Consider the following 26,490-nt stretch of genomic DNA (forward strand, 5'->3'; position numbering starts at 1 on the left):
GGAAAGAAAATTCACCAAAAATTACATATCAAAAAAATAACAACCCACAACAAAAAGTGAACTCCCCCAGACTTACAACTAATTTTCAGGAAAAATAATCCAAAACCTTGCCAATAAGCTCTAGCTCTTGATGACCCTCAGGATCAATTTCCCTGCGAAGCACGCGTTTTATATAATCCGTATCCCCAAGCAATCCACGCACAACACAATAGTATGTAGCCCAGATACCACGCGTCTCTTCAGGGACACTTAGGTAAAATGACTCTTTGCTGTCTAGACAATATTGCTTTCTTAAGTACGCCTGCCCGAACTCGATTATATTATCCAGATCACGCATAACTTGCGCTACAGCTTTCTCCCGACTTTCGAAGTCTTCAGCATAAACTGTTCGATTAAAAGGACTCTTTAGGTCATCCATTCTAATTCTCCTTGAAAAAGTAGGAGTTCGACTCAGTGAAAAACCTGAAAGATGAGATAAAATATCTTCCACCTCTTTAATATAAACACCTGCATCAGGCACGGTTGTTACCCAAGCAGGAGAACCACAAAAATTCCACGAAGGATCTATTAATAGATCACAAAATTTCGCTGGGCGATATCGATACCGTTTAGATGCAAGCTTCCAATCTTCAAGTTCTTCCGCCTTCAGCTTGGCAGCCGCAAGAACATCTGCTTTAAATGTCATATCACCTCTAAAAAAACAAAACTGCTTAGAAATAGGCAAGCAGCAATCGAATCTTTATTGCACTAATACATTGGCCCTACAAATCCACCCGATCTCCATGGCTAGGCGGCGTTGAAGTAACGATAAAAACCAAATCTATAGAGGCCTTATTAAACAACTGATGAGGAATCCCAGCGGCTATATGCAAACCCTGGCCGGGAGAGAGGGAATACTCTTCGCCACCACATTCAATCGTGGCCGTGCCCTTTAGTACAAAGAAAAACTGTTCAGATTGCCGGTGCAGGTGTCGAACTTCTGAGCAACCAGGAGGCACTCTCTCCTGAATCACACTGAGAGAATCGGTTCTTACCAAGTGCCAGCCATCGCAGCCCTCCCCCCCAGGAGTAGTGCTCAGCATTCTCTTTTGAGACGACTGGCATCACTCCTCCCCCCGCAATCTCCGCAAATACTCCTCGCGGGATTTACGCATATTGATAACATGACTTGAGCTGAGGCGGTCGTGCATCAGGTTTCCACCTAAGAAGCAGTTAATCAACCAACCGATCTTGCCCAGCGGTAGGGTGAGAGTGAAGCTCAGTAGGCGCCAGAGGCCGTGGCCATAGCCTATTCGCTCAAATTTTTTGTTGGTGACCTTATAACCCATCAGATATTTACCCGGCGTCGCCTGAAAGCGGGAGCTCTCTGCAATCCAGGCCATCAGCAAATAGGCCAGGCAACAGATTCCCAACGCCATAGTAGTGGCGGCACCTTCTGGCATATCGTAAACCTTCATCATCACAATAGAGGCGATAAAGCCAACCGCGACGTACAACAACAATACATCCAGTAACACTGCTACGCCTCGGGCCAGTAAGTGGCCAAAGTAGTATTGATCATAGGTTTCTTCCGGCTCGGTGATTTTCTGCCGGATCAGCTTGCGCCCACCTCGGAGCCCTTGAGCGGGGTCTACAGTAACTTCTTCGCTTTGCAGCGAATTAAATATGCAATCACAAAGGGACTCATCCAAGGCGCCGTATAAATAGGAGGCATTACCATTCCAGTCGAACAAGCTATTGCAGTACTGAAGAATATTGTTAGAAATCTGAGCTTGTTTTTTACCTTTAGAGGTAGATTTACTAGCCTGCAAATTTATTCTGGCAAAACGTTCGAAGATTGAGAGACCCAGATTCCAATTATATTCCTCATCGAGCATATAGGGTGTATCGGTGAGAAAACGCCAATTCTCTTTTGCATTGAATTTACGTGGCACTTGCAGCAGCCTATCCACTTGCTCCAACACTCGATGGTACTCGGCAATTCGCAGTGTTCGCTGTGGGTCTTGTTCAGTGTCATCCTCTTCAATAGGATTTTCTTGCGCATTATCTTCTTGTGCATTCTTACCTTCAGGATGCTGCTCTTCAGCATTTTTCTCTGTCGAGGTCCCCTGCTGTCTCTCACCCCCAGCTTCCTGGCCCTGAGCTTTGTTCAGGTCAAGAGAGACTTTTGATGGAGCTTGCTCAACAGCTTCTGATGAGACTGGGGAGTGGTCTTGATGAATTAGCTCACTACCTTGTTGCACCTGCGGCTCTGCTTGTCCCTGAAATGGACCAGTCTCAGGGGAAAGTGCAACCCGCTCAGCACTAGCAACTTCCGCAAGCACCTCGTTATTTTGCGGTTCCTCACTTTCCTTTTTCTCTTCTTTAAGCTCCTCGGCGGCTTTCAGCGCCCATTTATAGGCGCTGTGTAACTGCTGAAACTCTTCGGGCTTTTCATCCGGGCGAGTTTGCTTCAGTTTTTTTGCGTAGGCGCGCTTGATAGCTCGCGCATCATCACAGGGCTCTAGTTCGAGTATCTCCCAAGGACTCATTAAATCCAGTCCTCACCGTCGAGCTTATCGAAGATTTCAGTGAGTTCGGCACGCGCTTTGCCAATCTCCACCAGGTTTTGTTTATCCAAAACCCGATCGAAGCTTGCGAGCAATTTAGCAATATAATCGCGCTGCTCGCCGAGGCTCGCTTCGTACAAGCGTTCGCCACGGGCGAGCAGCGCCCGGTTTTCCTCATCTTCGCGGGGGTGGAATTTGAGCTTGGCCAGTTTTTCCAGGGCTTGAACTTTATCCTGTTCATTCAGGGCGCCCGGCGTAAATTCCACTAACTTATTAAATGTTTTGCCAGTGGAAACGACGGTGACATCCACTTCCAGCAAACCGTTCATGTCGTAGCTATAGCGCACTTCCACTACTTCCTCACCCCTGGGTTTCTTGGGCACAGGCACAGTAAGTTCGCCCAGATAAACATTTTTCTTTACCAGGCGATTTTCTCCCTGGTAAATATCGATACAGACTTCACTCTGGTCGTCGCGGGCGGTACAGACACTGCGCACAATGCTCACCGGCACCACGGTGTTGCGCTCAATAATCGGCAGGAAGTAATTGCCCAACTGCGGGCTGTCTTCGTTCACAATGCCGGTACCCAGGGTGTAGGGGCACACATCGGTGAGGACGATATCATCCAACGCGGAATTTTTTTCCTTGAGCCCGGCTTGAATAGCCGCTCCCATAGCGACAACGGTATCCGGGTCCAGGTGGCAGGAAGGCAAGCGGCCAAACATACGTCCCACCATAGAGCGGAACAGGGCCAGGCGGGTGGAGCCACCCACCAATACCACTTCGTCAATTTTAGTGGGTGGCAAATCGGCATCGCGCATGGCGCGCTCAATCGGGCGCTTGGCTCGCAGTAGCAACGGTGTACTGAGTTTCTCAAACCATTCGGGAGTCGCTTTCCATTCGAGTTCACGTCCACCGAGGTTTAATTTAAGTAACTGCTCTGCCTGCTGGCTGATACGGCGCTTGGCCGTTTCCATCTGCATATATAGGTTCTGCAGTTCGCGCGGTTTCAGAGAAGTTTTTTTCAGCTGCAATTCTTCCAGAACGCTGTCGATCATTGCCTCGACAAAATCCTCACCGCCCAGATAGTTATCCCCGGCACTGGCATGTACTTCCATAATGCCATCGAAGAATTCCAGGATGGAGACATCGAAGGTACCACCGCCCAAATCGAGCACCAGGAAATTCCCCTCCCGCTTGTCGTGCAGGCCGTAGGCAATTGCCGCAGCGGTAGGCTCATTGATCAGGCGCTCTACCTTGAGGCCTGCCAGCTCTCCAGCCAATTTTGTCGCCTGGCGCTGGTTATCGTTAAAGTAGGCGGGCACACTGATTACCGCTTCGCTGACCTCTTCCCCCAGAAAGGCCTCTGCATCCTCTTTGAGAGAGCGCAGTACCAAGGCGGAAAGTTCGGTAGCGGTAAATTGCTGGCGACCCAGTTTGACTTGATGATCAGTGCCCATCAGGCGCTTAAAGGCGGCAACGGTGGTATCACTGTGATTGATCAGGCGCTCTTTTGCGGTTTTCCCCACCACTAGCTTGCCAGTGTCATCCAAACCAACCACCGATGGGGTCAAGGCCTCTCCCAGACGATTGGGAACCAGCTTCACGCCATCTTCCGTTAAAACCCCACAGGCGCTATTGGTGGTACCCAGGTCAATACCAATAATGGCCATATTTCCCCCTACCTATTTTTCTTAAAACTTGATCAAGCACAGTTGTACCAGCGGGTTTTTATACGGTATTTCCCGCAATCTGGTTGGCGCGATATTCTAAGCGTCCCTGCACAAAAATAGCCAGAGAGTGCAAGCGCACGAAAGGCAGGTGCAGAAAAACCACACGAATAGACTGGCCGTAGAACAACCCTGCTTCTGGCGGTTCCACATAACTGCCATATCCTTAGAGTCATTCGAAATTCATTGAGAGGCGCGGCCTTGTTGACGGGTAGATTTGAGGGAGTGAAGCTCAAAGGGGACCTCTTTGGTGGAGTCACCACAGCCGTGGTTTCGCTGCCCATGGCACTGGCGTTTGGGGTTGCTTCTGGGGCAGGCGCCAGTGCGGGGCTGTGGGGGGCCATTCTGGTCGGGTTATTTGCCTCCCTGTTTGGTGGTACCCGTACCTTAATCTCTGAGCCGACCGGTGCCATGACCGTAGTAATGGCCGCGGTGATCACCACCATGATGGCAGAGTATCCCGACCAGGGACTGGCAATGGCCTTTACCGTGGTCATCATGGCGGGCATTTTTCAAATTGCTTTGGGGGCATTAAAGCTCGGTAAATATATTGTTTTGATGCCCTACAGCGTGGTCTCAGGATTTATGTCCGGTGTCGGTATTATTCTGGTAATTTTACAGATTGGTCCGTTACTCGGCCAACCCACGCCCGCTGGCGGGCCGATGGAAACCGTACAGGAATTGCCGGAGCTAGTCAGAATTACCCACTATGGGGAACTCTTCCTCGGTCTGCTCACCCTCGGAATACTGTTTTTTTTACCAAAGAAACTCAAACAGCTGGTTCCCCCCCAACTGGTGGCACTAGTCGCCATTACCTTGCTTTCCATGCTGTTGTTCGACAACGAAGAGATCCGGCGAATCGGCGAAATTCCCAGCGGCCTGCCCTCCCTGGTTTTACCCAATATCACTTTTGATATGTTGTCCACCATGCTGATTGAAGCGTTGGTGCTCGGCACTCTGGGCTGTCTCGATACCCTGTTAACTGCGGTGATAGCGGACAGCCTAACGCGCAGGGAGCACAACCCCAGCCGGGAATTGATCGGCCAGGGCATCGCTAACACCGTATCCGGTTTGTTTGGCGGGCTGCCCGGCGCGGGTTCCACTATGGGGACCGTGGTGAATATTCAGGTAGGGGCGCGCTCTCCTCTGGCCGGTATAGTACGTGCGCTGATCCTACTACTGGTGGTGCTCTGGTTTGCCCCCCTGACGCAACCGATTCCTCTGGCGGTATTAGCCGGTATCGCGGTGTTCGTCGGCATTAATATTCTCGACTGGAGTTATATCCGACGCGTTCACCATCACCAGGTGGCGATATTCCCAACCTTTATTATGTACAGCGTTCTGCTGATGACCGTATTTGTGGGCTTGATTTACGCCGTGGCCATTGGTGTATTCCTTGTCAATATCATCACCATTGAGCGGCTCAGCCGTATTCAGGAAAAAAGTGTTAAAACGATTTCCGGTGTCGAGGAAGGCGACCCGCTCAGCCGGCGGGAACGGGAGATGCTGCGGCAGTCCAAAGGACAGATCCTGTTTTTCTTTTTGTCGGGCCCAATGTTGTTTGGGGTATCCAAGGCCATTACTCGCCAGCAGGCCGCAGTGGGTAACTTTAAAGTCATCATCATGGATTTGAGCACAGTACCCATGATTGATACCACTGCGGCATTGGCACTAGAAAATACCATGCGGGATGCCGTTAGTTTGGGCTGCAAAGTCTATCTTTACTGCCCCAATGAACCAACACTGGATAGATTGGAGAAGCTGCATATCCGGGATTGGATGGACGAGGATTGTTTTGTCGAAAGCCGGGTTGAGGCACTCATCAAAGGTTTGGATTACCTCAATCACGAATGTGAAAAAAAGACCTGATCTTACTGACCCTTTTCACCAATAAATTCAGGGCTTCAATAGAAAAGCATATATTCGAGCTGAGGCCCTTTAAATCGCAGCAGTATTATTTTTAATGAACAGGTTCTTTTAAATTCTGCAAATACTCTTTACTTACTTCTGTTCTGCCTGAAGGAAAAATATTAAAAACCAAATCAAAAAGCGGGGATAATTAACTACCCCCGCTCCACTTTTCCATATCCTGTTTTTCTAAACAGCGACAGCCACTAAGGAGACAAACGATCCAGCGTCCACAGACCACTATCATCGGCGCGGTAAATAAAACGGTCGTGCAGGCGATTGGCACCACCCTGCCAAAATTCCACCGCATGTGGCACTACCCGGTAACCGCCCCAAAAATCAGGCAACGGCACCTGCCCATCTGCAAAGCGCGCCTTTTCCTGGTCAAACTGTTTTTGCAGCTCCTCACGGGATGACAGTGGCTGGCTCTGATGGGAAGCCCAGGAAGCCAGCTGGCTGTCCAGGGGGCGGGACTGGAAATACTGCTCGGCATCCTCCCGCGCGACCGACTCCACTTTGCCGTAAACAATGATCTGGCGCTCCAGGCTGTGCCAGGGAAACAGCAGGGATACCTGCGGATTCTTCTCCATATCCTGCGCTTTTTTACTCTGCAGGTTGGTGTAGAAAACAAAGCCGCGCTCGTCAAAACCTTTCAGCAATACAATGCGCTGGGAGGGCTGGCCGCTGCCATCAGCTGTGGCCAAACACATGGCATTGGGGTCAGAAAGTTTGGCCTCCAGAGCCTCCTCAAGCCACTCGCGAAACTGTTCCACCGGGGTTGCTTTTAACTCCGAGCGGCGCAGGCCGCCAAGCAGATATTCGCGACGCCATTGATCGATTTCCATGGTGCTACTTCCTAAGTTATTCATACTCAAAATATATCCAGCCAGTTGGAGCAAAGCGAATTTCCCCAACCGCAACTCCCCTTGCGTAGGAAATTTTACGACCCAAGGGCCAAGTTTCCTGTCGCGATACGGGGCGAATCTCAATATTCCTGCGATTTTCCCCTCGCAGATGCAGACTCTGCGGGCGCTTGCGTGCTTTTTGGCGTGCCGCTAGGCTCACGGCATTTTTACACAAATAAGGAAAATGGTGGCTATGTCCTCTGCGCCCACATGCGCCCAGGTGCTCATGCGCCTGCTGCGCGACTACCAGGTGGAAAAAGTCTTCGGCATTCCCGGTGTCCACACCATCGAACTGTACCGCGGTCTGCCCGGCAGTGACCTGATGCATATCACTCCCCGCCACGAACAAGGTGCCGCCTTTATGGCGGATGGCTACGCCCGCGCCAGTGGCAAAATCGGTGTCTGCTTCCTGATCACCGGCCCCGGCCTCACCAACGCCGCCACCGCCATGGCACAGGCCTATTCCGACTCAATTCCCATGCTGGTGATCTCCGCGATCAATCGCCGCGAAGACCTGGGCATGGGCCGCGGCCGCCTGCACGAACTGCCGCAACAGAGTGATGCCAGCCGCGGCTTCTGTATCTGGCAGCACACGCTCACCCAGGCAGAGCAATTACCAGAGGTGATGGCACGGGCATTCCAGCTGTTGCTATCCAGCCGCCCGGGCCCAGTGCATATCGAAATCCCCATCGACCTGTTCCCGGCTCCCATGCCCGGCCAGCTGGAAGATTACAAAGCCGCACCAGCCGCTATGGCCCCAGCGGCAAATACTACCGCTATCGCCACTGCCGCGGACTGGCTGCAATGCGCCCAGCGCCCGGTCATCCTCCTCGGTGGCGGCGCCCAGAGCGCCGGAGAGGCGGCCACCCAAATCGCCGAGAAAATCGCTGCTCCGGTGTTTCTGTCACTCGCCGCCAAGGGCGTTGTAGATGAACGCCATCCACTGTGTGGCGGTGCCAACCTGAGTTTCGATTGTGTGCGCAACCGCGTGGAGAGTGCGGATGTAGTGCTGGCCGTAGGCACCGAATTATCCGAAACCGATCGCAACCTGGTGCGGGATAATTACGCCTTCTCCGGCAAACTGATTCGTATCGATATAGATGCTGCACAGCTGGTATGCAACGCCCAACCAGACTTGGCCATCTGTGCAGACGCCAAAGAGAGCCTGCAGCAATTGGAGGCCGCGCTGGCCCTACGCGATACAACAGCAGGCGAACAGTCTGTGAAAGAGGTTGCCCAGTTACTGAAGGACTGCCGCAAAGAGTGGTGGGATGGCTCCGAACAACGCTTCCCTTGGGTTGAGGCCCTGCGCGAAGCCCTGCCGGAAAACGGTATCCTGGTGACAGACTCCACCCAGCTGGCCTATAACACTAACCACGCCCTGCCCCTGTATCATCCGCACAGCCATGTGACCTGCACTACCGGTTATGGCACCCTGGGATTCGCCCTGCCTGCGGCAGTTGGCGCCAAGCTCTCTAGCGAGCGAGATGTGATCGCCCTGATTGGCGATGGCGGCTTGATGTTTACCCTGGGTGAATTGGCTGTGGCCGTTGAGCAACGCTTACCTCTGCCCATCCTGGTATGGAACAACGCCGGCTACGGCGAAATCCGCGACTTTATGGATGCGGCGGAAGTACCGCAGGAAGGTGTAAACCTGAGCACCCCGGATTTTGTCGCCCTGGCCAAGGCCTTTGGTGCCGAGGGCTGTCGTATCGACCAGCCCGGCCAATTGGCACACGCAGTAGCCGATGCCCTGGGCCGCCAGACCCCAACCCTGATCGAAATCAGCGCGCCTTCAGGCGCAGAATAAATGGAAGCGTGACATGACAGATCTCAGCAAACTGCCCACAGGCAAGTTGTTTATTAACGGCGAATGGCGCGAGCCCCTGGGTACCGGGACTCACCCGGTGATCAACCCGGCCACCGAAGAATTAATCTGCCAAGTGGCCGAAGGCTCGGCCGAAGATGTGGATCTCGCCGTGGAAGCCGCGCGCCAAGCCTTCCACAGCTGGCGCAACAGCACCGCACAGATGCGCCGCGAACTGCTTAACGCCATCGCCGACGGTATGGAAAAGCGCAAGGAAGATCTGGTACAAGCCGTATCCCAGGCACTCGGCTGCCCCGAACACATCACCCGCTGGTTGCACGTGGATGGCCCTATCTATGCCATGCGCTACTACGCCGAGCGCACCGCGGAAATGGAGAAAACGGAGAAAGCCGGCCATTCCGTATTGTTCCGCGAGCCCGTGGGCGTGTGTGGTTTTATCACCCCCTGGAACTACCCGCTGCACCAATTTGTGGGCAAAGTGGCCCCGGCCCTGGCCGCCGGCTGCACCATGATCACCAAGCCCGCCGAAATCACGCCGCTGCAGGATTTTGTGATGGCGGAAATTATTGAAGAGGCCGGAGTCCCCGCCGGTGTCTTCAATCTGGTGCCCGGAGCCGGCTCCGAAGTGGGTGCGGCGCTCTCTGCCCATCCCGGTATCGATATGGTCTCCTTCACCGGTTCCACTCGCGCCGGCGTGGAAGTGGCCAAGGCCGCGGCGCCCACTGTGAAGCGCGTAACCCAGGAGCTAGGTGGCAAGTCCCCGCTGATTATCACCCCCGATGCAGATCTGGAAGCCGCCGTGCGTTGGGGCTGCGAGGATGTGTTTATCAACAGCGGCCAGACCTGTACTGCCCTCACCCGCATGCTGGTACCTGCCGAACTCTATGACGAAGCGGTAGAAATCGCTCGCCAGGTGGCCGAAGACATCGCCATGGGCACCGGTGAAAATGCCTTTATGGGCCCACTCTCTTCCGCACGCCAGCGCGAGATAGTGCGCGGTTATATCCAGAAGGGTATCGACGAGGGTGCACGCTTGGTCACTGGCGGCGCCGAGGTACCCACCGGGCTGGATAAGGGCTTTTATGTGAAGCCCACGGTATTTGCCGATGTGCACAACAACATGAGCATCGCCCGCGAGGAGATCTTCGGCCCGGTGACCTGCCTGATCCCTTACAAGGATATGGATGAGGCAATTGCCATCGCCAATGACACCGAATACGGCCTGTCCAGCGGCGTTTGGGCAAAAGATGCGGAAAGTGCCATGCCCCTGGTGCGCCGTATTGAAGCTGGCCTGTGTTTCGTCAACGGCGGCGAATTCAATTACGACGCACCCTTTGGCGGCTACAAGCGCTCTGGCAACGGGCGCGAATTTGGTGAGGCCGGTCTCGGCGAGTTTATCGAACTGAAATCCGTGCAACTGCCGGCATAAACTTCTGCACCGCCTGTAATCGTGGGCGGTGCAGTTGACTGCCAATCCCCTCCCCGCTATCTTTGCTCGCACATCACGAGAGTGGCTGACGCCAACGCCAACCTGCCGACCGGGGCAAGGTGGTTCTCTCTCTGCTGGCACACCAAAGCCTGCGGGGAGGATGGGGCTCTACAAGAGCAATCCAACCGGATTAGCGAATATCCTTTCGCCGCTTCCACGTCAGTCCTCCAAAGTTTTACCCTTGGAGGGACCATGTCCGAATCACCGTTATCCAGTAAAGACGTTATAGAAATTCAAATTGCCAACCAACGCAGCCGCACCGCGGTGAGAGCCGTGCGACGCGCCGATCGGCAATTGTTGTGGCAACTACTATTCGACACCGCGGAAGAGGCTTTAAAATTCGCCACCAGCTGCCGCGCCAGTGAGCAGCCGATCACGGCCCATAAGGCCTGCGAGCTGGCGGGATAAACAAGAATACATTGGCGCCACTTTAGTTCGCGCCAGATACCCAGTGCCACGAGCACCCGACAGGAGCTAAAAACAATATCATGTCCAAGCCAGAACAATTCTTTGAGCACCTGCGCAACGAGCTAAAACAAATCGATGCCGACGGCCTCTACAAGCGCGAGCGGATCATTACCTCTCAGCAAGCCGCCGAGATACAGGTGAACAACGACACCCAGGTACTGAACTTCTGCGCCAACAACTACCTGGGCCTGGCCAACCACCCGGACCTGATCAAAGCAGCCAAAGAAGGACTGGATCAATACGGCTTCGGCATGGCATCGGTACGCTTTATTTGTGGTACCCAGGACATTCACAAGGCCCTGGAATCGCGCCTCTCGGAATTCCTGCGCACCGAAGATACCATCCTCTACACCTCCTGTTTCGACGCCAACGGTGGCCTATTCGAGACTCTACTGGGCCCTGAAGACGCGATTATCTCCGACGCCCTCAATCACGCCTCCATTATCGACGGTGTGCGCCTGTGTAAAGCCAAGCGCTTCCGCTACGCCAACAACGATATGGCGGACCTGGAGAAACAACTGCAGGCAGCCGATGCCGCAGGCGCGAAGACTAAGCTGATCGCCACCGATGGCGTCTTCTCCATGGATGGTGTGATCGCCAACTTGAAAGCCTTGTGCGACCTGGCGGACCGCTATAACGCCCTGGTGATGGTAGACGACTCACATGCTGTGGGCTTCCTCGGCCAAAATGGCCGCGGCACTCACGAATACTGCGATGTTGTCGATCGCATTGATATTATTACCGGCACCCTGGGCAAAGCCCTGGGCGGCGCCTCTGGCGGCTTCACTTCCGGGCGCAAGGAAATTATCGATCTGCTGCGCCAACGCTCACGCCCTTACCTGTTTTCCAACTCCGTGGCTCCCGCTATCGTCACCGCCTCATTAAGAGTGCTAGATATGCTGATGGATGGCGCCGAGTTACGGCAGAAGCTGCGCGACAACTCCGCCTACTTCCGCGAGCGTATGACCGAAGCTGGCTTCACCCTGGCCGGAGCCGACCACCCAATTATTCCGGTCATGATTGGCGATGCCGCCCTCGCTCAGAAAATGGCAGACAAAATGCTAGAGCGCGGTATCTACGTAGTGGGCTTCTTCTACCCGGTAGTACCTAAAGGCCAAGCTCGTATTCGTACGCAGATGTCTGCGGCACACACTCGCGAGCAGCTCGACCAGTGCATTGATGCCTTTATTGAAGTGGGCCGCGAGCTAGAAATTATTTAATTCCGAAATAACCGCGGCATTATTTGAGCAGAGGATATTCCCCTTGCCAGGTAGCGCCGCGCCTTTCTTTTTGTAGTTAGAATGACAATGAAAGCACTTTCTAAACTGAAGTCCGAAGTGGGCATCTGGCTCACCGATGTGGAAATCCCCGAGCCGGGCCACAACGACCTGCTGATCAAAATCCATAAAACCGCTATCTGCGGTACGGACATGCATATTTATAACTGGGATGAGTGGTCGCAAAAAACCATCCCGGTGCCCATGGTAGTTGGGCACGAATATGTGGGCGAAGTCGTCGGTATGGGCCAGGAAGTTGCCGGTTTTGAAGTTGGCGACCGCGTTTCCGGCGAAGGCCATATCACCTGTGGCCACTGCCGCAACTGCCGCGCAGGCCGCCGCCACCTCTGCCGCAACACTTACGGTGTTGGTGTGGACCGCCAGGGCGCTTTTGCCGAATACCTGGTTATTCCGGCACTAAACGCTTTTAAAATTCCAGACAACATCTCCGATGAGCTGGCTTCCATTTTTGATCCTTTCGGCAACGCCGTACACACTGCACTCTCATTCGATCTGGTGGGCGAAGATGTATTGATCACGGGTGCCGGTCCTATCGGCATTATGGCCGCAGCAGTTGCCAAGCATGTGGGTGCTCGCCACGTGGTCATCACCGATATCAACGAATATCGCCTGGATCTGGCCCGCAAGATGGGGGCCACCCGTGCTGTGAATGTGTCCAAGGAAAACCTTAAAGATGTGATGGCGGAGCTGGGCATGAGCGAGGGCTTCGACGTAGGCCTGGAAATGTCCGGTGTTCCCGTTGCCTTCCGCGATATGCTCGCGGCAATGAACCACGGTGGCAAGATCGCCATGCTCGGCATTCCCGCCGGCGAAATGGCTATCGATTGGAGTCAGGTCATATTCAAAGGCCTGACCATTAAAGGTATCTATGGCCGTGAGATGTTCGAAACCTGGTACAAGATGGCCAGCCTGATTCAATCCGGCCTGGACCTAACCCCAATTATTACCCACCAGTTCCCTATCGACGACTTCCAGAAAGGCTTCGACACTATGGGCTCTGGAGAATCCGGCAAGGTGATCCTCAACTGGCAATAACTATTGCTTTTGGCCGTGGATAACTCCACGGCCAGCCCCTCCAGCGCTCCCCTCTTCTGAAAAGATTTTTTGCCCAGCTCCACCACTTTTTGTATCTTCTAATACGCACTGCTCAAGCAGCGGTATTGATGGCTAAGAACTGATGGATAAGACCTATAGATGCAAAAGGAATTTTCTACATTTTGGCGTAGCCCAAAACACAGTGGCATAGAACTATTTCATGCGCATTTTCGCAGTTTTGCCTTTAACAAGCATTGGCACGATGAATTAGCCATTGGCATTATCCAGGCAGGCGCCGAGAAATTAGACTATCGCGGGCAAACTAACATCATCCCCCAGGGAGATATCGTCGCCATTAATCCCAGCGAAATTCATACTGGCTATACCGGTAGCGAACAAGGCTGGCATTACCGCATGTTTTATTTTGATACAAAACTGATTGAACAAGTGTTGCGACAACATAGCAGCTTTGGCAAAACCCCCATGCCTTTTCTTAAGGGGCCTATTATTCATGACCCAGAGCTTTTCCAGTTACTCTTTCAACTTCACTGCAGTTTGAGCGGTACTTATTTATCTCTTGCCACAGATAGCCTGTTAACCCTGGCACTTACCAAGCTATTCACCAATCATGGCGACCAGAACATCTACCCTCGAAGTCAAAAAGATAAATCGGCCGCAAGAAAAATTTATAACTATCTGTGTGATCACTGGCAATACAACGTAACGCTTGAGCAACTTTGCCAACTCACTGAGATGAGCCAATATCAATTAATCCGCTGTTTTAGCAAGCACTACGGTATAGCCCCCCATCAGTTTTTGGTTCTTTACAAAACCCATCAGGCTCGCCTTTTACTTCAGCAAGGGCTGAATGCTGCCACGGTAGCAACTGACTGTGGTTTTTTTGACCAAAGCCATATGAGTAGGAACTTCAAGAAGACTTTTGGTATTACACCAGGGCGTTATCTCAAGTCTATTTAGAGAAACTCTAAAAATACTGAGTATTTTTGGCTGCCCCTGTGTAACCTGAATCACCCAAATCACTTTTTCTATCTAAGTAGGCATTAAGAGTAATGCCTACTTTATGCTCAAATGATTAGCCGACCCATTTTGCTTGAGAGCTTAGATCGTTACCAGAGCTAGGGGAACGGCAGGCAGTAAAATGCAGTTTGGTATAGCTTAGTTTATTGTCTTGTATGACCTTAAGGACATCCGCAAGGTGTACACTTGCATCTTTGTTAACCAAAATTAAGTCGTGATGGTGAATACCACTTTGCCAGGCTTTTTGAATATTATCTAAATGTGCGGGACTTTTTTCATTGTGTGAAAGATTATAATTATATACCGAGGCGCCGCCACCAGCGATCGAATGCACTTTTCCTGAACCCATGTTAAGGAATTTCAGGGTTTTGCTAAAGTCGGCAATGCTATTGGCTTCCTTGGCGGGTGTGCCATCTTTAGTCAAGCTTTTCACAGCATGGTCCGAAGAGGCTGAGCCATGGAATGAGTAAAAATAAATGGCCAGATTGTCAGGCAGCTCTGCCTTGCCGAAAGAACCCTGGTCGAAGGAGCCGTGAGCATAGAGAATCGCTTCATTGCTCGGGGATTTATCTTTCTTGTAGATTGTTATTTTTCCGTATTCAATAGTTTCCATTGCTTCCTCTAATCTATCATCCGTTTGTGGGGCTTAAATTAAACTGCAAAAAATATCTTTTTGAGAGAAATTATCAGACTATCTATCCATAAGAGAAAATCATTGTATACCTGAATTTCTGAGTTCGGCAATAGAATAATTACTGCTTATAGTGGTGACTATTTTTATCTTTTTGGTTCTGCCCCTTTGTGATGCTTGTTTCGTGAAGTGCGTGCACATTTCTTCCACATTTATACCGATACTTTGTAGTGAAACTCTCGCTCCTGTTAAAGTTTTCCTCAAAAAAATATGGGAAGCCTTGAAAAATACATCTAGCTTTCGCTGTTCAGTATCCTATTTATAAAAATTGAGCAGATTTTGACCCAAATCAAATTTTCATTGGCTAGCTCTTTATAACGCATCTAGCTCTGCCCAAGTAATCACTTGATACGGCGAAATCCGTCTCCACATTCACGAGTCTGTACCTTGATCTTTTATGCTTTTCTAATTGTATCTTTCGCTGGAAGAGCTTTCTGTCTGCCGGGCTTCATTGTAATTTACCATTCCACATCAATATCTCGCGGCTGTTCGCGATTCTCCACATCTGTGTAATCAGAATCGACTCTTCTTTCACTGTGCAGAAAATTTTTTATCGCTGCAACATCATGGGTTCTGATTTCTATGGTATGAATGTTGTGGACAAGTTCTAGTATGTCATCGATACCGGTGTACATCTTCATTCCAAAGTGCCACTGATTACTTTTTCATCTGATGCATTTCAGAATATCGGGCTTTCGCTTTTGTTGAACTTGGTATTGAGATAATTGTGGTATCAGTGAAGTTTATTCAAATTAACATCATGCTTTTAATTCATAGGCAGGTACTGATTGCTTTGCGGAGGTTCGAGTTAAGATAATTATTTTCGAGAAAGTAGCAAAATTTGATAGTCGCTGTCTCGCCAAGGATATTTACAACCAGTGCCAACCCAGTAAAACTGTGCTTGAGCTCTATTTCATAGAGAGTACCTTCTTTGCAGATAGACTTGGTAGATAAGCTATTCTGCCCGATCTACTTGGAATTATTCAGAGGCTCCTTAGTGCAATTTTGTACAAGAAGGTAATAGCCGCATTCTTTAGACTCGCTCCTCACCGCCAGCAAAGTAGTTTACAAAACCCCCAGCTGGCGACTGCTAAATGTTTGACAAAGGTGCCTCTTATGAGCATGGAATTTTTTCTTGCGTGGCTAGCTGTTATGTTTCCACTTATCTTTAGCCCGGGCCCTGCCAATATCACCTTCGCCGCAGCCGGTGCCAGCCTGGGTATACGCAGATCACTGCCATTACTAGCCGGCATCGACTTGATTTTTATTGTCAAAGGCTTTCTTGTCGGCTTTGGCCTAATGGCTTGGTTGATACATTACCCAATCGCCTTGAAGTTACTTCAGGCTGGAGGAGTGACTTATCTAATCTATCTTGCCTATCATTTTGCAAAACCTAAATCAGTAAAAAGTCAAACTAAAGCGCCTGAGGTTTCCATCTGGAATGGGATATTGATTCAAACCTTGAACGTTAAAGGCTGGATCATTACATTTACTATGTTTTCTATCTTTGCACCCAATCTTGAAAATGAATCCACAAAAAGCATTCTAACGCTAATTGCATTAATGACTATTCTCAATTTATCAACTCACCTATGCTGGATCGTATTCGGAAATGCACTGGCAAAACTTGCTACAAATGCCAGAGCCCAAAGAATACAGGGTATGCTATTTTCTTTGAGCTTGCTCTCGGTGGCAATTTGGCTCGCATTAGACAACCCAACCTTAATGATCGATTAAATAAGAAAAGTATTAATCAACTGCCTTAAAGTTGAAATATAGGAAGCATGTGAGCTCATTATAAGCTTATAGATATAGGTTATGTTATATTCCATAAGCTACAGCCCCTGCATTCACAAGCTGGTAGAGATTTATTGCCGCCCTTAATGAAGAATTACGCGCCAAAGCAGGGCAACATCATCCATTTCTGGTTGATGATATTTATATCCCTGTTAACATTGAAAAACATTACAGCCGTCAGACTAATCAGCTATTGACTTCACACTACTAATTGCAGTCAATGCTAAGCATAATAGCTGAGGGGGCACACACCGATTTCCCAATAAAAGCACGTCAAATTTAAGAAACACAATGAAGCCAGCTTCCTTTACTTCTATTCTTTTTCGGCTTGGAGCTTTTGCAGAAAGAAAAATATCAGGCCTGAATTTTCGAACAATCGACATTGAAGAAGGTAGGATTAGTTACTTGCAAGGTGGATCTGGAACCCCCCTAATTTTCTTACATGGATTCGGGGCCGACAAAGATAATTGGGTACGTTTAGCCAGATATTTAACTCGTCACTTTCAAATCATTGCGCTCGATTTACCTGGATTTGGCGAGAGTTTTAAGAACCCGGGACTGGACTATGATGTACAGTCCCAAGTTCAGCGCCTGAACAGCTTTGTTAACGCAATCGGCTTAAAACAATTTCACCTTGCCGGCAATTCAATGGGTGGATACATAGCAGGAAACTATGCTGCAACCTATCCAGAAAAAACAATAAGCTTATGGCTTCTGAACCCTCTTGGAGTGCAAGATTCTCCCAATAGTGAAATGTTCGAACAGATTTTGCGCAATGAGTTGCCTGTGATCCTGACAAAAAGACGAGAGGATTACGAAGTACTCTTAGATCATGTGTTTCACAAAAGACCCTTTATACCTGGCTTTGCAGTTTCAGAGCTATCAAAATCGGCCAAGGAAAATTTTTCACTACACCACAAGATATTTAAAGATATTCATAAAATCAAAGCAGGAAACATTGAATTTTCATCTCCACTAGACACCCGGCTAAAAGGATTCCCCAAACCCACTTTAATCACCTGGGGCGAGAAAGATAGAATCCTCCATCCGGAAGCAGGTATCAACCTATCAAGAAAAATAACCGGCTCCAAACTGAAATTAATGGAGAATATCGGACACTTACCTATGATCGAATCTCCAAAAATGACAGCCAACCAATTTATCTCATTCGAATCCTCCCTCCTGCAGGAATTACACTCATAAAATTGGCCAATGAAGGAAAAATAGATAAATTATGGACATCAAACAAGTATAGAGAAAAAGCACAATCCTTATAGTTATTTAGGTATCGGTGTCAAAAAATCGGAGATTTACCCCCAATTTACCCTCTACCTCATTTCCAAGAATATAGTTCAAGCGGTTATAGCTTATATCTCCAGCTTTCTTATCAAGCGCCCACTGGTAGTTCCCTGCACTAACAAGGAGAACAACACCACACCGAACACCATAGATTGAATCGTCCACCAATAAGGTAGTTCAACGGGAAGAGAAAGCACCAGGGCCACAGCAATCACTCCGCGCAAACCTCCCCAGCTCATCAACAACCTCCAGGGTTTAGAAATTGGGGGGCCAACAAAGCGGGTTAAAGGAGCCACCAAGACAACGGAAAGAGCTCGTGCACCAAGCGCTGCAGCTGTGGCGATTAGCATTGCCAACCACTGATGAGTAAACATTTCAAAGGTGATGACCAACCCCATAATCACAAAGATAATGGAGGTAAACAGCAACCCAAGCCACTCCCAGGTTGGCTCAGCATCAACCAAATAAGTTTTTCTTTGTTTTCGCAGACAGGCTCGCGCCACTATGGCACAGGTCATTACAGAAATAATACCGGATACATGCAGAATATTCTCAGCCAGGTAAAAACTACCAAAAGCGACAATCACCAGAGTCATTAATGCCGCACTCGGTGTTCGCAGAAACAAAATAACCAAGGTGGTTAGCAAGCCTAAAATTAAACCCACAATAATTCCGCCAAAGAATATCATACAGAAATATAAGGTGACTGAACCAACACTTAATGACGGAGCTTCAGCTCCAGCACCAGTGGATTGCACAATGGAATAGGTAGCCAGGCCAAGCACTAAAGAGTAGAACACCACCGCCGCCGCATCATTAAATAAGCTTTCCCCCTCAACAAGGGCAAGTAAATCTTCCCCTGTTTTTTCCTGACGAAGTTTGTTCACTACCGATATTGGGTCAGTCGCTGCCAGAATTGAACCGGTCAACAGGGCTGCTATCCAGGGAAAGCCCTCTGGGTGACCAATACCATAGTAAGTAATTGCAGCAATCAAGAAAGCACAAATGATCAAACCCAAAGTTGAGAATAATAGAATCGGACCAATCCAACGCTTTAAGACCCATGGGTCCAACTGCCAAGCAGATTCAAAAATTAAGACTGGAAGAATTACAAAGAAAACCAGCTCCCTTAAACTGGTTGCCCTTAGCCCAGTATCATAATCAATCACCGGCAATAAAAAGGCCGCCAGAACACCTGCCAAGAGACAACCCAAAGTGTTGTCAATTTTTAGAATTCTAGAAAAACCCAACCCCACCACAGCTACTACCGCCAGGAAGAGCGCCTGCCCTACAATAGTGACTACCTCGTTCACACAAATACTCCCAGCCTGCGCCCGGGTATTACTACCGCCTAAGAATTTAAATCTATTGAGTTAAAGATATTTTCACTCCAACAGCCTTTCTTCCAGCATAACTCTCAAAAGAATATGACTTGATCAAATAATGAAACCAACTTCGAGACTGCTTCACAATTAGAACGCTCACTAAAAAGGGTGGTGGTTTGTACACAATCTGCTAGGGGGTGCAATAGTTGTTGGCAAGAGAGGACTGGCTGAAAGGCATCACTATATGGAAGCCCACAGACACCAATATAACTGGCTACCTGGATGACACCTATCGACCAATCAGTCATTGCCGCCAGCTATCCTTTCTCCGTACCCAGTAGTAAATTTCGAACATATTTTGGTTCCCACAACCCTAATCAGTAATGGCAAATAGATACCCGATTAGTATAGGAAACGAGGAGGATTTACACGGCGGTGTAGGAGATCAACAATAGCTGTAGATTATAAAAACTTATTTGTCTAGCAAGATATAAACATTATCAAAAAATAGCCTATACAACCTATCTTGCAACCGATCAAATAACGGACCTTCTAACCGAAGCGCCCAATAAAATAACAAAAAATAAGCACGGTGATACACGGCGCACCTCCTGATAGTTGCCCCCCCTTTCTTTTTCGACAGGAATCACCAAAAATTTGGGGACGTGATCCTTCACATCTATCTAAGCGAACAAAAGGGGCTCCGCGAAAAAAGGGGGATATCCAGACTGAATCAGTCAGAGGGCTTGCTGGCCAGGTAAGAAATGTGAATACAGTAAATATACCGCACATAAAATTAACAGCCCACCCATGACCAGATTAAACCGTTTTATTCTAGAGGTTCCGCCCAGCAGATGTCGAATTTTATCTCCAGCAAAAGCCCATAGAGTCAGCGACGTATAACAAACCCAAAAGTAAACAAACACAAAGTAAACCAGGCTTAACTGACTGTGAGGACTGGAAAACAAAGCAACACCGGATACACAAGCAATCCATGCTTTTGGATTTAACCATTGCAGAAGAAAACCCTCGTGAAAACGCGGCAGAGATCTTTCATCAATCGCTATTTCCTCAGCAGGGGCACTGGCAATTTTATACCCCATATAGATTACGTATAGCGATCCAGCTATGGCTAGGTAGTGTAATAGCTGTGGATAGCTCTCCAGTATTTGGTAAAACCCAAAACCAATTGCGGCAAGTAGTAGTGTAAAACCGATTGTTGCTCCCGACACAAATGGGATGGTGCGAGCGAAACCATGTTGCACTCCAGATGAAACGATCACCATATTGACAGGGCCTGGTGTAATCGACATGGTCAATGAAAATCCAAACATAGCCAGGAACAAGGACATGTTTACTCCACAGTAGTAATTAAATTATTATTTCAAAGTAAGTCGCTATTGAGGCTGTCAATCAAAAAATCACAATCGGCCAGCTTAAGCCATTATCGGCTCTAAAGATGACTCCGGGCAATTCACACCAAGGGTTTCAAGTTGAAAAAATTCATTTTACTGGCAATTTTGTTGATATGTACCAACTTTCATGTCTATGCGAAAACCTCGACAGAAGAGCATATTACAGGATTCATTAAAGAACTCTCTTCGAATAACATAAAAGGAACAGCCTCTCGATTCTTCACAGAATCTCCCCATTTTATTTTTGGCCCTCGTATCCTCACCCCGAAAGATTCTGAGCAAGTGGAGAAAGTACTCTCTGAGATACACGATGCCCTGGCAAAGAAAGGCTATATGAATTCAGAAATTCTTAATTTTGAGCACATTTTCAGGGTGGGAACATGTCAGTTACTACGATATTACTTAAACGCTACACCTCAGAAGGACTGCTTTTGGGTTACCAGTGCAGCACTTATACATTGGCAGACACTTCAGAAGGCTGGAAAATCCTATCATGGCTTCCCTCAGAACCTAAAGATAATACACGATGCTTTGCTAGTGAAAGCTAATACCTAGGCTAATTGGTAATACCGATCCATACAGGCCAATTAAAAGGCGTTTAAAGTAATGGCAAACAGTGAAATACAAGCAATTCTTACACAGCTGTACCAAGTTATCTCTGGCCCCGAAGGGTTTACTCGTGACTGGAAAAGACAGCAGGAACTATTTGCGCCCTACGCCAAAGTGATTCGTACCTCTATAGACAGTCAAGGCAATCCCCAGGCACTGGTTTTAAGCATTCAGGATTATCCTGAAAACTTTCAGCGGTTAGTTGGAAACGCAGCTTTTTATGAGGTAGAAACTCACAATATTATCGAGTCATTTGGCAACATTGCCCACGCTTTCAGTACCTATGAAGCCTGGAGAGATAGTAAAAAAACTCAGTTTATCAAGCGAGGGATCAACAGCATTCAACTCTACAACGATGGCCACAGATGGAAAATAGTCAATATGATCTGGGATGATGAGCGACCAGGGTTAATCATGCCCGCCAAATACAATCCTTCAACTAAAACTCAAAGTATACCCAGTAGCCATCCAATAGTCTGAACCAAGGATTTCCTAGCTAAAAGACTCTGCTTGTTTAAATATTTTCGGATGCAAGCAACCTCTCTAAAGAGTATTACCTATGAAACTTTACCGATTGCTTACCGGACCAGATGATTCCAATTTCTGTTTACGTGTTACCGAGGCGCTTAACAATGGGTGGGAACTTTATGGAAACCCAACGTTCACCTCTAATGGAGAGAGCACTCTTGCGGGTCAAGCTATTATCAAGGAGGTTGCAAATGAGGACTTTAAAGGAAATATCTCACTAGGGGATTATTAGGTTCTTTGAGAAGGTGAGAAGGGGCTTTTGAGCCCTATAATAGGCTTCTCTTCCAAGCTCTAATTTCCTCGACGTAGAGATCTGGCTGTTCAAAAGCGGAAAAGTGCCCTCCCTGCTTCAAGTGATTCCAATAGCAAATATTGTTATAACGACCTTCAGCCCATGAGCGGGGAATTCTCACTATCTCTCCCGGGTAAATACTGACCCCGGTTGGCAATTGCACTACCTTATCCTGATCAGGACCGTAAGGGATATCGAAGCTTTCCCAGTATAATCGAGAAGAAGAAGCCGCTGTGTTTGTCAGCCAATAGAGCATGATATTGTCCAACAATTCATTTCTGGTAAAAATGCTCTCCAAAGTGCCCTGGCAATCGGTCCACAGATGGAATTTCTCCAATATCCAGGCAGCCTGACCTATAGGCGAATCCGCAAGGCTATATGCCAATGTTTGAGGGCGAGTACTCTGCTCCTTGGCAAAACCTGAATCCCACCGATTGAAAAATCGTATTCCGGCCAGAGCCTCTCTCTCCTCCTCACTGGGCTTTATCAGGGCGTCAGCGGTTGGCTCCTCTTTGGGATTGTTGATATGTATAGCTTTGCATGCGCCCCGGTTCTGAATGCCAATCTCAGTAGTCACCGACCGCCCCCAATCTCCTCCCTGGGCCAAGTAGGATTGATACCCCAGTCGATTCATCAAAGTATCCCAGGCTGTGGCAATTCTGGGCACACCCCACCCCGTTTTTACGGGCTTACCGGAGAAGGCGAAACCGGGCAGAGATGGGCATACCACATGGAAGGCATCCTCGGCATTTCCAGCAAATTGGGTTGGCTCCGTCAGAGGCCCTATTACTTTAAGAAATTCAACAAAGGAGCTGGGCCAACCATGGGTGATCACAATTGGCGTGGCACTGCTATGGCTGCTCTTTACATGGATGAAATGAATATCTAAATCGTGAATAGTCGTGGTAAACTGGTCATATTGATTCAGCCTCTGCTGGGTGGCAAACCAGTCATACTCATTTAACCAGTAGTCGCATAAATCCCTGAGGTAATCCAGAGGGACACCTTGGCCCCAACCATCTACGGTTTGCGCCTCAGGCCAGCGGGCTTCCCTCATCCGCCGATGCATATCTGCCAATTGCGATTCCTGTATATCAATACTGAAAGGTTTGACTTGCGCCATTCGTCGATATCTTCCTTAAAAATAATGACTGAGTAGCCGCTGATAGATAATCACAAAATATGATTGGGCATTGCTTTGTACCAAATCGCAATCGTAAACTGTACAAACATACAGCCCATTAGTTCCAATGAAAAAAATAGAACCAGACAAGCCACAGCCCTTTCATAAAGGGCGCGGAGCCGCCAGTAATATCACTGGTCGTTTTGCCGAGTACACCAGTTCGCGGGAGAGCGATGGTTGGCAAACAGAGGCTGAGCCCCTTGAGCGGCTGCTGACTACCGCCATTGAAGAGAAGGCCAAGTCGATTATCGCCACCAATCAGTCGCCTGATATCCCCTTTACCCAGTCTATCAACCCTTACCGTGGCTGTGAGCATGGCTGTGTCTATTGCTACGCGAGACCAGCTCACGCCTATATGGATCTTTCCCCTGGGCTCGACTTCGAAAGCAAGATCTTTTTTAAGGCGAACGCTCCCAGATTGTTGGAACAGACACTACGCAAGCCCAGCTATGTATGCAGCCCCATAGCCCTGGGCGCAAATACCGACCCCTATCAACCACTGGAGAAGGAAAAGGGGATAACCCAGGCACTGCTTGAAGTTATGCAGCAGTTTCGACAACCGGTCACCATTGTCACTAAGAGCCAGCTGATTTTACGGGACCTCCCCATCCTGGCGGAAATGGCACAGGACAACCTCGCCCAGGTGGCAATTAGTGTGACTACCTTGGATAGGGACCTCAAAAGGAAACTGGAGCCACGTACCGCGGGACCTTCTGCCCGCCTGCGCACAATTGAACAATTGAGCAAGGCTGGGATACCAGCTGCCGTACTTGCCGCTCCAATGATTCCGGCACTCAACGACTATGAACTGGAAGCGATTTTAAAAGCTGGGCGGGGCTCAGGTGCCGAGAGGGCAGCCTATATCCTCCTGCGACTCCCCCATGAAGTGGCACCACTTTTCCGCGAGTGGTTAGCGCTACATTACCCACAAAGAGCCGACCATGTGATGAGCCTGGTACAACAAAGCCGCGGTGGGCGGGATTATCAAAGTGACTTTTCCCAGCGCCGAACGGGTACAGGAGTTTTCGCCCAGTTACTCCGTCAACGGTTTATTGTCGCCATCAGGAAATTGGGGTTAAATCACCGGCGTCTATCACTAGATAGCAGCCAATTTAAGCCGCCTCCTCTAGCCGGTGAGCAGCAGAGTCTCTTTTGAAAAGGCCGTGGTTTTAACAAAAAAGCCTATTAACTAAAGAGGAACCGAGGGAAATCCCTCTAAGCGGGCAATATTTTTGATGGAATCCTGGTTTGTTTATTTAATCCGCACTTCCAGTGGTACGCTTTACACGGGAATCACTAAAGATATTCAACGGCGATTTGCCGAGCACAGTAACGGCGGTACCAAGGCAGCCAAGGCCCTTCGCGGCAAAGGACCTCTCACACTCGAATACCAGGTAAAAACTCGAGACAAGTCCTCGGCGCTAAAATTGGAAATCGCCATCAAGAAATGGCCCAAGCAAAAAAAAGAAGCGCTCATTGCCGGGGCCCTGGAATTACCAATATTACTCGACTAATCAATCACTAAGGTTTTGCCAGGCTGTGGGTTGCTAGCGTTTACTGAGCAGCCAAGCCACTTCTCTTGCAGGCACAAGGCCTTTCAAGCCACCGGGTACATCCCTAGAGGCCAACATCTTCACTTGATATTCCTCATCGTAGCGATCAAAAATTTCCTGGGAGCTGATAGAAAAAGGAGGACCGGCTAACTCAGACTGTTCATACTCAAAGGAAATTAATAACTGAGGGGCCACTTTTGTAATGGCCATTAGATGCTGGGTATATCCAGGGCGAATATCTTGCGGTAACGCCACCAGGGCAGCACGATCATAAATGCCATCGACTTCCTGCAGTATTTCCTCACTCAGATCAAAAATATCCCCGACAAAAATGTCGATATTTTTTGCCTTGTAGTGTTTAATGCTGTCAAGCTGATCGATTTCGGGGGTGAGTTCCATTTCCTCAAAAAGCTGTTGTACCGCCATTTCACTCAATTCAGCCCCGGCAACACGATAGCCCTCGGAAAGTAACCAACCGATATCACGGGTTTTGCCACAGAGAGGAATAAAAACTCTATCCCCTTTGGACAGGCAAAGCTGTGAAAAAAATTCAGACAGCAAAGAGTTTCCAGAGGCTTCATGAAAGCCTATATCATTTTTCTTCCACTTATCATGCCAATATGTCGCTTCCATGTTGCACCCCCATGTGCATTCTTAAGGCTATTACCGATTAACCAGATAAACCATTGAGAGATCAATTAGTCCTAATATAAAAGGTATTCCAATTCTGAATCTACTTCTGCTACAGAGACCTCAGGACCGGTAAACGCCAGTGCAGTTATAAAAGCAAAAGCGCCTGTAAATAGAATGCACTTGAACATCACCGTTACCTCTGAGGAATCTCTTTTACAAACTTTTAAAATGGAGTCTGAGTCCTAAAACATTCACGAGCTATAACCAACTATTCACTGGCTGTCGAGCCGGAGATAAAAAGCCTACCTGGCCAGAAATAATCGACCAAGCCCGCTACCATGGCACCGAGCGCAGTAGCTGTAATCAGCAGGAAATAACTATCGAGAGAAGCTGGCAGCTCAGCTGTAAAGGCAATTAAGATACCCATTGCGTAGCTGATAATGTTGCCAACTCCGGTGACCAGCCCCATCGCCCAGGCTCCTATAGCCGCCAGTAATAAGGCCATTGGAAGAGCCAACCAGGACTGCTCTAATTGCCAGCCTGTCGTTGCCACAGTGGCGACCAAACCGAGCCCCAGCCCTGTAACCGCACAAGCCAGGTTATAGCTGCCGGCGCGTAGGTTACCGCCCCTGGCAAAATAGGTAACAGAACCCAAAGCTGCCACCCAGGTGGGTACACCAGTAAGGTTGGCCGCAATAATCACTAGGGAGCCGCTCAGCAAGATACGCAAACCAGTAAAAAGACGCTCCTGAGATGGCCCATTACTGTTTCTGAGGCTTTCAGTTACGCTGCTCATTGATTTCATTCTCTCTTAACTGCACTCAAAGGGAACCTGCAGTTCCTTGCCTAATTGCTTTTGCGCCACGCGAAAGTTGGCTCACTAAAAGGGTTAGAAGCTATGGTCATCCCTCCAGTAG

At 49.0% G+C, this 26,490-nt stretch carries 26 protein-coding genes and 1 riboswitch; of the genes, 14 read left to right on the top strand and 12 right to left on the bottom strand.

Going from position 1 to position 26,490, the window contains the following annotated elements:
- Positions 1-85 precede the first annotated feature (85 nt).
- The 5 genes from ACJJID_RS11075 to ACJJID_RS11095 all read right to left on the bottom strand — a co-directional run bounded on the left by ACJJID_RS11075 (position 86) and on the right by ACJJID_RS11095 (position 4,430).
- Positions 86-685, bottom strand: a complete 600-nt coding sequence (locus ACJJID_RS11075) for a hypothetical protein (protein ID WP_444919542.1) — start codon at positions 683-685, stop codon at positions 86-88.
- A gap of 76 nt (positions 686-761) precedes the next feature.
- A complete protein-coding gene (locus ACJJID_RS11080; protein ID WP_444919543.1) occupies positions 762-1,082 on the bottom strand; it encodes a cupin domain-containing protein in 321 nt (106 codons plus the stop codon).
- A gap of 21 nt (positions 1,083-1,103) precedes the next feature.
- On the bottom strand, positions 1,104-2,531 hold the full coding sequence (locus tag ACJJID_RS11085) for an RDD family protein (protein ID WP_444919544.1): 1,428 nt from the start codon (positions 2,529-2,531) through the stop codon (positions 1,104-1,106).
- Positions 2,531-4,222, bottom strand: a complete 1,692-nt coding sequence (locus ACJJID_RS11090; protein ID WP_444919545.1) for an Hsp70 family protein — start codon at positions 4,220-4,222, stop codon at positions 2,531-2,533. Before ACJJID_RS11090 ends, ACJJID_RS11085 begins: the two co-directional genes overlap by 1 nt.
- Positions 4,223-4,280: 58 nt before the next feature.
- Positions 4,281-4,430, bottom strand: coding sequence for a hypothetical protein (locus tag ACJJID_RS11095; protein WP_444919546.1), 150 nt, complete (start codon positions 4,428-4,430; stop codon positions 4,281-4,283).
- Between the two features lie 53 nt (positions 4,431-4,483).
- Here ACJJID_RS11095 and ACJJID_RS11100 point away from each other — a divergent pair, with 53 nt between their 5' ends.
- Positions 4,484-6,148, top strand: coding sequence for a SulP family inorganic anion transporter (locus tag ACJJID_RS11100; protein WP_444919547.1), 1,665 nt, complete (start codon positions 4,484-4,486; stop codon positions 6,146-6,148).
- 245 nt (positions 6,149-6,393) lie between these two features.
- Here ACJJID_RS11100 and pdxH read toward each other — a convergent pair whose 3' ends face one another.
- Positions 6,394-7,032: a pyridoxamine 5'-phosphate oxidase gene (pdxH, locus tag ACJJID_RS11105; protein WP_444919548.1), complete on the bottom strand. Its 639-nt coding sequence runs from the start codon at positions 7,030-7,032 to the stop codon at positions 6,394-6,396.
- A gap of 253 nt (positions 7,033-7,285) precedes the next feature.
- On the opposite strand from pdxH, the gene ACJJID_RS11110 reads away from it, so the two are divergent.
- The 6 genes from ACJJID_RS11110 (at position 7,286) to ACJJID_RS11135 (ending at position 14,188) form a co-directional block, all read left to right on the top strand.
- Positions 7,286-8,902 carry a 5-guanidino-2-oxopentanoate decarboxylase gene (locus ACJJID_RS11110; RefSeq protein ID WP_444919549.1) on the top strand — a complete coding sequence of 539 codons (1,617 nt, stop codon included), beginning with the start codon at positions 7,286-7,288 and terminating at the stop codon, positions 8,900-8,902.
- 13 nt (positions 8,903-8,915) lie between these two features.
- On the top strand, positions 8,916-10,349 hold the full coding sequence (locus ACJJID_RS11115) for an aldehyde dehydrogenase family protein (RefSeq protein ID WP_444919550.1): 1,434 nt from the start codon (positions 8,916-8,918) through the stop codon (positions 10,347-10,349).
- A gap of 65 nt (positions 10,350-10,414) precedes the next feature.
- Positions 10,415-10,543: riboswitch (SAM-I-IV-variant riboswitch) on the top strand.
- A gap of 58 nt (positions 10,544-10,601) precedes the next feature.
- Entirely contained in the window at positions 10,602-10,817 is a 216-nt protein-coding gene (locus ACJJID_RS11120; protein ID WP_152454298.1) for a hypothetical protein, read from the top strand.
- 80 nt (positions 10,818-10,897) lie between these two features.
- Positions 10,898-12,097 (top strand): glycine C-acetyltransferase, encoded by a 1,200-nt coding sequence (locus ACJJID_RS11125; RefSeq protein ID WP_444919551.1) that lies wholly within the window; start codon positions 10,898-10,900, stop codon positions 12,095-12,097.
- 87 nt (positions 12,098-12,184) lie between these two features.
- Positions 12,185-13,210 carry an L-threonine 3-dehydrogenase gene (tdh, locus tag ACJJID_RS11130; RefSeq protein ID WP_152454300.1) on the top strand — a complete coding sequence of 342 codons (1,026 nt, stop codon included), beginning with the start codon at positions 12,185-12,187 and terminating at the stop codon, positions 13,208-13,210.
- Positions 13,211-13,369: 159 nt separating this feature from the next.
- On the top strand, positions 13,370-14,188 hold the full coding sequence (locus ACJJID_RS11135; protein ID WP_444919552.1) for an AraC family transcriptional regulator: 819 nt from the start codon (positions 13,370-13,372) through the stop codon (positions 14,186-14,188).
- Positions 14,189-14,303: 115 nt separating this feature from the next.
- Here ACJJID_RS11135 and ACJJID_RS11140 read toward each other — a convergent pair whose 3' ends face one another.
- Positions 14,304-14,861 (bottom strand): putative adhesin, encoded by a 558-nt coding sequence (locus ACJJID_RS11140; RefSeq protein ID WP_152454302.1) that lies wholly within the window; start codon positions 14,859-14,861, stop codon positions 14,304-14,306.
- Between the two features lie 1,194 nt (positions 14,862-16,055).
- Here ACJJID_RS11140 and ACJJID_RS11145 point away from each other — a divergent pair.
- A complete protein-coding gene (locus tag ACJJID_RS11145; protein WP_444919553.1) occupies positions 16,056-16,676 on the top strand; it encodes a LysE family translocator in 621 nt (206 codons plus the stop codon).
- Between the two features lie 351 nt (positions 16,677-17,027).
- On the top strand, positions 17,028-17,939 hold the full coding sequence (locus tag ACJJID_RS11150) for an alpha/beta fold hydrolase (RefSeq protein WP_444919554.1): 912 nt from the start codon (positions 17,028-17,030) through the stop codon (positions 17,937-17,939).
- A gap of 164 nt (positions 17,940-18,103) precedes the next feature.
- Here ACJJID_RS11150 and ACJJID_RS11155 read toward each other — a convergent pair whose 3' ends face one another.
- Both ACJJID_RS11155 and ACJJID_RS11160 read right to left on the bottom strand, forming a co-directional pair.
- Positions 18,104-19,348, bottom strand: a complete 1,245-nt coding sequence (locus tag ACJJID_RS11155; RefSeq protein ID WP_444919555.1) for a cation:proton antiporter — start codon at positions 19,346-19,348, stop codon at positions 18,104-18,106.
- A 749-nt stretch (positions 19,349-20,097) separates the two neighbouring features.
- A complete protein-coding gene (locus tag ACJJID_RS11160) occupies positions 20,098-20,712 on the bottom strand; it encodes a LysE family translocator (protein WP_444919556.1) in 615 nt (204 codons plus the stop codon).
- Between the two features lie 141 nt (positions 20,713-20,853).
- On the opposite strand from ACJJID_RS11160, the gene ACJJID_RS11165 reads away from it, so the two are divergent.
- The 3 genes from ACJJID_RS11165 to ACJJID_RS11175 all read left to right on the top strand — a co-directional run bounded on the left by ACJJID_RS11165 (position 20,854) and on the right by ACJJID_RS11175 (position 22,144).
- The gene (locus tag ACJJID_RS11165; RefSeq protein ID WP_444919557.1) at positions 20,854-21,330 is read left to right on the top strand and encodes a hypothetical protein; all 477 of its coding nucleotides are present in this window, start codon (positions 20,854-20,856) and stop codon (positions 21,328-21,330) included.
- A 51-nt stretch (positions 21,331-21,381) separates the two neighbouring features.
- Positions 21,382-21,864: a hypothetical protein gene (locus ACJJID_RS11170; protein WP_444919558.1), complete on the top strand. Its 483-nt coding sequence runs from the start codon at positions 21,382-21,384 to the stop codon at positions 21,862-21,864.
- A 79-nt stretch (positions 21,865-21,943) separates the two neighbouring features.
- A complete protein-coding gene (locus ACJJID_RS11175; RefSeq protein ID WP_444919559.1) occupies positions 21,944-22,144 on the top strand; it encodes a DUF1737 domain-containing protein in 201 nt (66 codons plus the stop codon).
- A gap of 34 nt (positions 22,145-22,178) precedes the next feature.
- Here the strand turns inward: ACJJID_RS11175 and ACJJID_RS11180 are convergent, their stop codons facing one another.
- On the bottom strand, positions 22,179-23,327 hold the full coding sequence (locus ACJJID_RS11180; protein ID WP_444919560.1) for an epoxide hydrolase family protein: 1,149 nt from the start codon (positions 23,325-23,327) through the stop codon (positions 22,179-22,181).
- A 127-nt stretch (positions 23,328-23,454) separates the two neighbouring features.
- Between ACJJID_RS11180 and ACJJID_RS11185 the strand changes: the two genes are divergently transcribed.
- Complete coding sequence (locus ACJJID_RS11185) at positions 23,455-24,543, top strand: PA0069 family radical SAM protein (RefSeq protein ID WP_444919561.1); 1,089 nt, start codon at positions 23,455-23,457, stop codon at positions 24,541-24,543.
- A gap of 79 nt (positions 24,544-24,622) precedes the next feature.
- Positions 24,623-24,901, top strand: coding sequence for a GIY-YIG nuclease family protein (locus tag ACJJID_RS11190; RefSeq protein ID WP_444919562.1), 279 nt, complete (start codon positions 24,623-24,625; stop codon positions 24,899-24,901).
- A gap of 33 nt (positions 24,902-24,934) precedes the next feature.
- On the opposite strand, the gene tmpT is transcribed toward ACJJID_RS11190, so the two are convergent.
- On the bottom strand, positions 24,935-25,573 hold the full coding sequence (tmpT, locus tag ACJJID_RS11195) for a thiopurine S-methyltransferase (RefSeq protein ID WP_444919563.1): 639 nt from the start codon (positions 25,571-25,573) through the stop codon (positions 24,935-24,937).
- 268 nt (positions 25,574-25,841) lie between these two features.
- Positions 25,842-26,369 carry a DUF1097 family protein gene (locus ACJJID_RS11200; protein WP_444919564.1) on the bottom strand — a complete coding sequence of 176 codons (528 nt, stop codon included), beginning with the start codon at positions 26,367-26,369 and terminating at the stop codon, positions 25,842-25,844.
- Between the last annotated feature and the right edge of the window lie 121 nt (positions 26,370-26,490).

It is taken from the genome of Microbulbifer sp. CnH-101-G, assembly GCF_052466775.1.

Coding starts and splice junctions, on each gene's coding strand:
- ACJJID_RS11075 (WP_444919542.1), bottom strand. CDS start 685: ATGACATTTAAAGCAGATGTTCTTGCGGCTGCCAAGCTGAAGGCGGAA.
- ACJJID_RS11080 (WP_444919543.1), bottom strand. CDS start 1,082: ATGCTGAGCACTACTCCTGGGGGGGAGGGCTGCGATGGCTGGCACTTG.
- ACJJID_RS11085 (WP_444919544.1), bottom strand. CDS start 2,531: ATGAGTCCTTGGGAGATACTCGAACTAGAGCCCTGTGATGATGCGCGA.
- ACJJID_RS11090 (WP_444919545.1), bottom strand. CDS start 4,222: ATGGCCATTATTGGTATTGACCTGGGTACCACCAATAGCGCCTGTGGG.
- pdxH (WP_444919548.1), bottom strand. CDS start 7,032: ATGGAAATCGATCAATGGCGTCGCGAATATCTGCTTGGCGGCCTGCGC.
- ACJJID_RS11110 (WP_444919549.1), top strand. CDS start 7,286: ATGTCCTCTGCGCCCACATGCGCCCAGGTGCTCATGCGCCTGCTGCGC.
- ACJJID_RS11115 (WP_444919550.1), top strand. CDS start 8,916: ATGACAGATCTCAGCAAACTGCCCACAGGCAAGTTGTTTATTAACGGC.
- ACJJID_RS11120 (WP_152454298.1), top strand. CDS start 10,602: ATGTCCGAATCACCGTTATCCAGTAAAGACGTTATAGAAATTCAAATT.
- ACJJID_RS11125 (WP_444919551.1), top strand. CDS start 10,898: ATGTCCAAGCCAGAACAATTCTTTGAGCACCTGCGCAACGAGCTAAAA.
- tdh (WP_152454300.1), top strand. CDS start 12,185: ATGAAAGCACTTTCTAAACTGAAGTCCGAAGTGGGCATCTGGCTCACC.
- ACJJID_RS11135 (WP_444919552.1), top strand. CDS start 13,370: ATGCAAAAGGAATTTTCTACATTTTGGCGTAGCCCAAAACACAGTGGC.
- ACJJID_RS11140 (WP_152454302.1), bottom strand. CDS start 14,861: ATGGAAACTATTGAATACGGAAAAATAACAATCTACAAGAAAGATAAA.
- ACJJID_RS11145 (WP_444919553.1), top strand. CDS start 16,056: ATGAGCATGGAATTTTTTCTTGCGTGGCTAGCTGTTATGTTTCCACTT.
- ACJJID_RS11150 (WP_444919554.1), top strand. CDS start 17,028: ATGAAGCCAGCTTCCTTTACTTCTATTCTTTTTCGGCTTGGAGCTTTT.
- ACJJID_RS11160 (WP_444919556.1), bottom strand. CDS start 20,712: ATGTCCTTGTTCCTGGCTATGTTTGGATTTTCATTGACCATGTCGATT.
- ACJJID_RS11170 (WP_444919558.1), top strand. CDS start 21,382: ATGGCAAACAGTGAAATACAAGCAATTCTTACACAGCTGTACCAAGTT.
- ACJJID_RS11175 (WP_444919559.1), top strand. CDS start 21,944: ATGAAACTTTACCGATTGCTTACCGGACCAGATGATTCCAATTTCTGT.
- ACJJID_RS11180 (WP_444919560.1), bottom strand. CDS start 23,327: ATGGCGCAAGTCAAACCTTTCAGTATTGATATACAGGAATCGCAATTG.
- ACJJID_RS11185 (WP_444919561.1), top strand. CDS start 23,455: ATGAAAAAAATAGAACCAGACAAGCCACAGCCCTTTCATAAAGGGCGC.
- ACJJID_RS11190 (WP_444919562.1), top strand. CDS start 24,623: ATGGAATCCTGGTTTGTTTATTTAATCCGCACTTCCAGTGGTACGCTT.
- tmpT (WP_444919563.1), bottom strand. CDS start 25,573: ATGGAAGCGACATATTGGCATGATAAGTGGAAGAAAAATGATATAGGC.
- ACJJID_RS11200 (WP_444919564.1), bottom strand. CDS start 26,369: ATGAGCAGCGTAACTGAAAGCCTCAGAAACAGTAATGGGCCATCTCAG.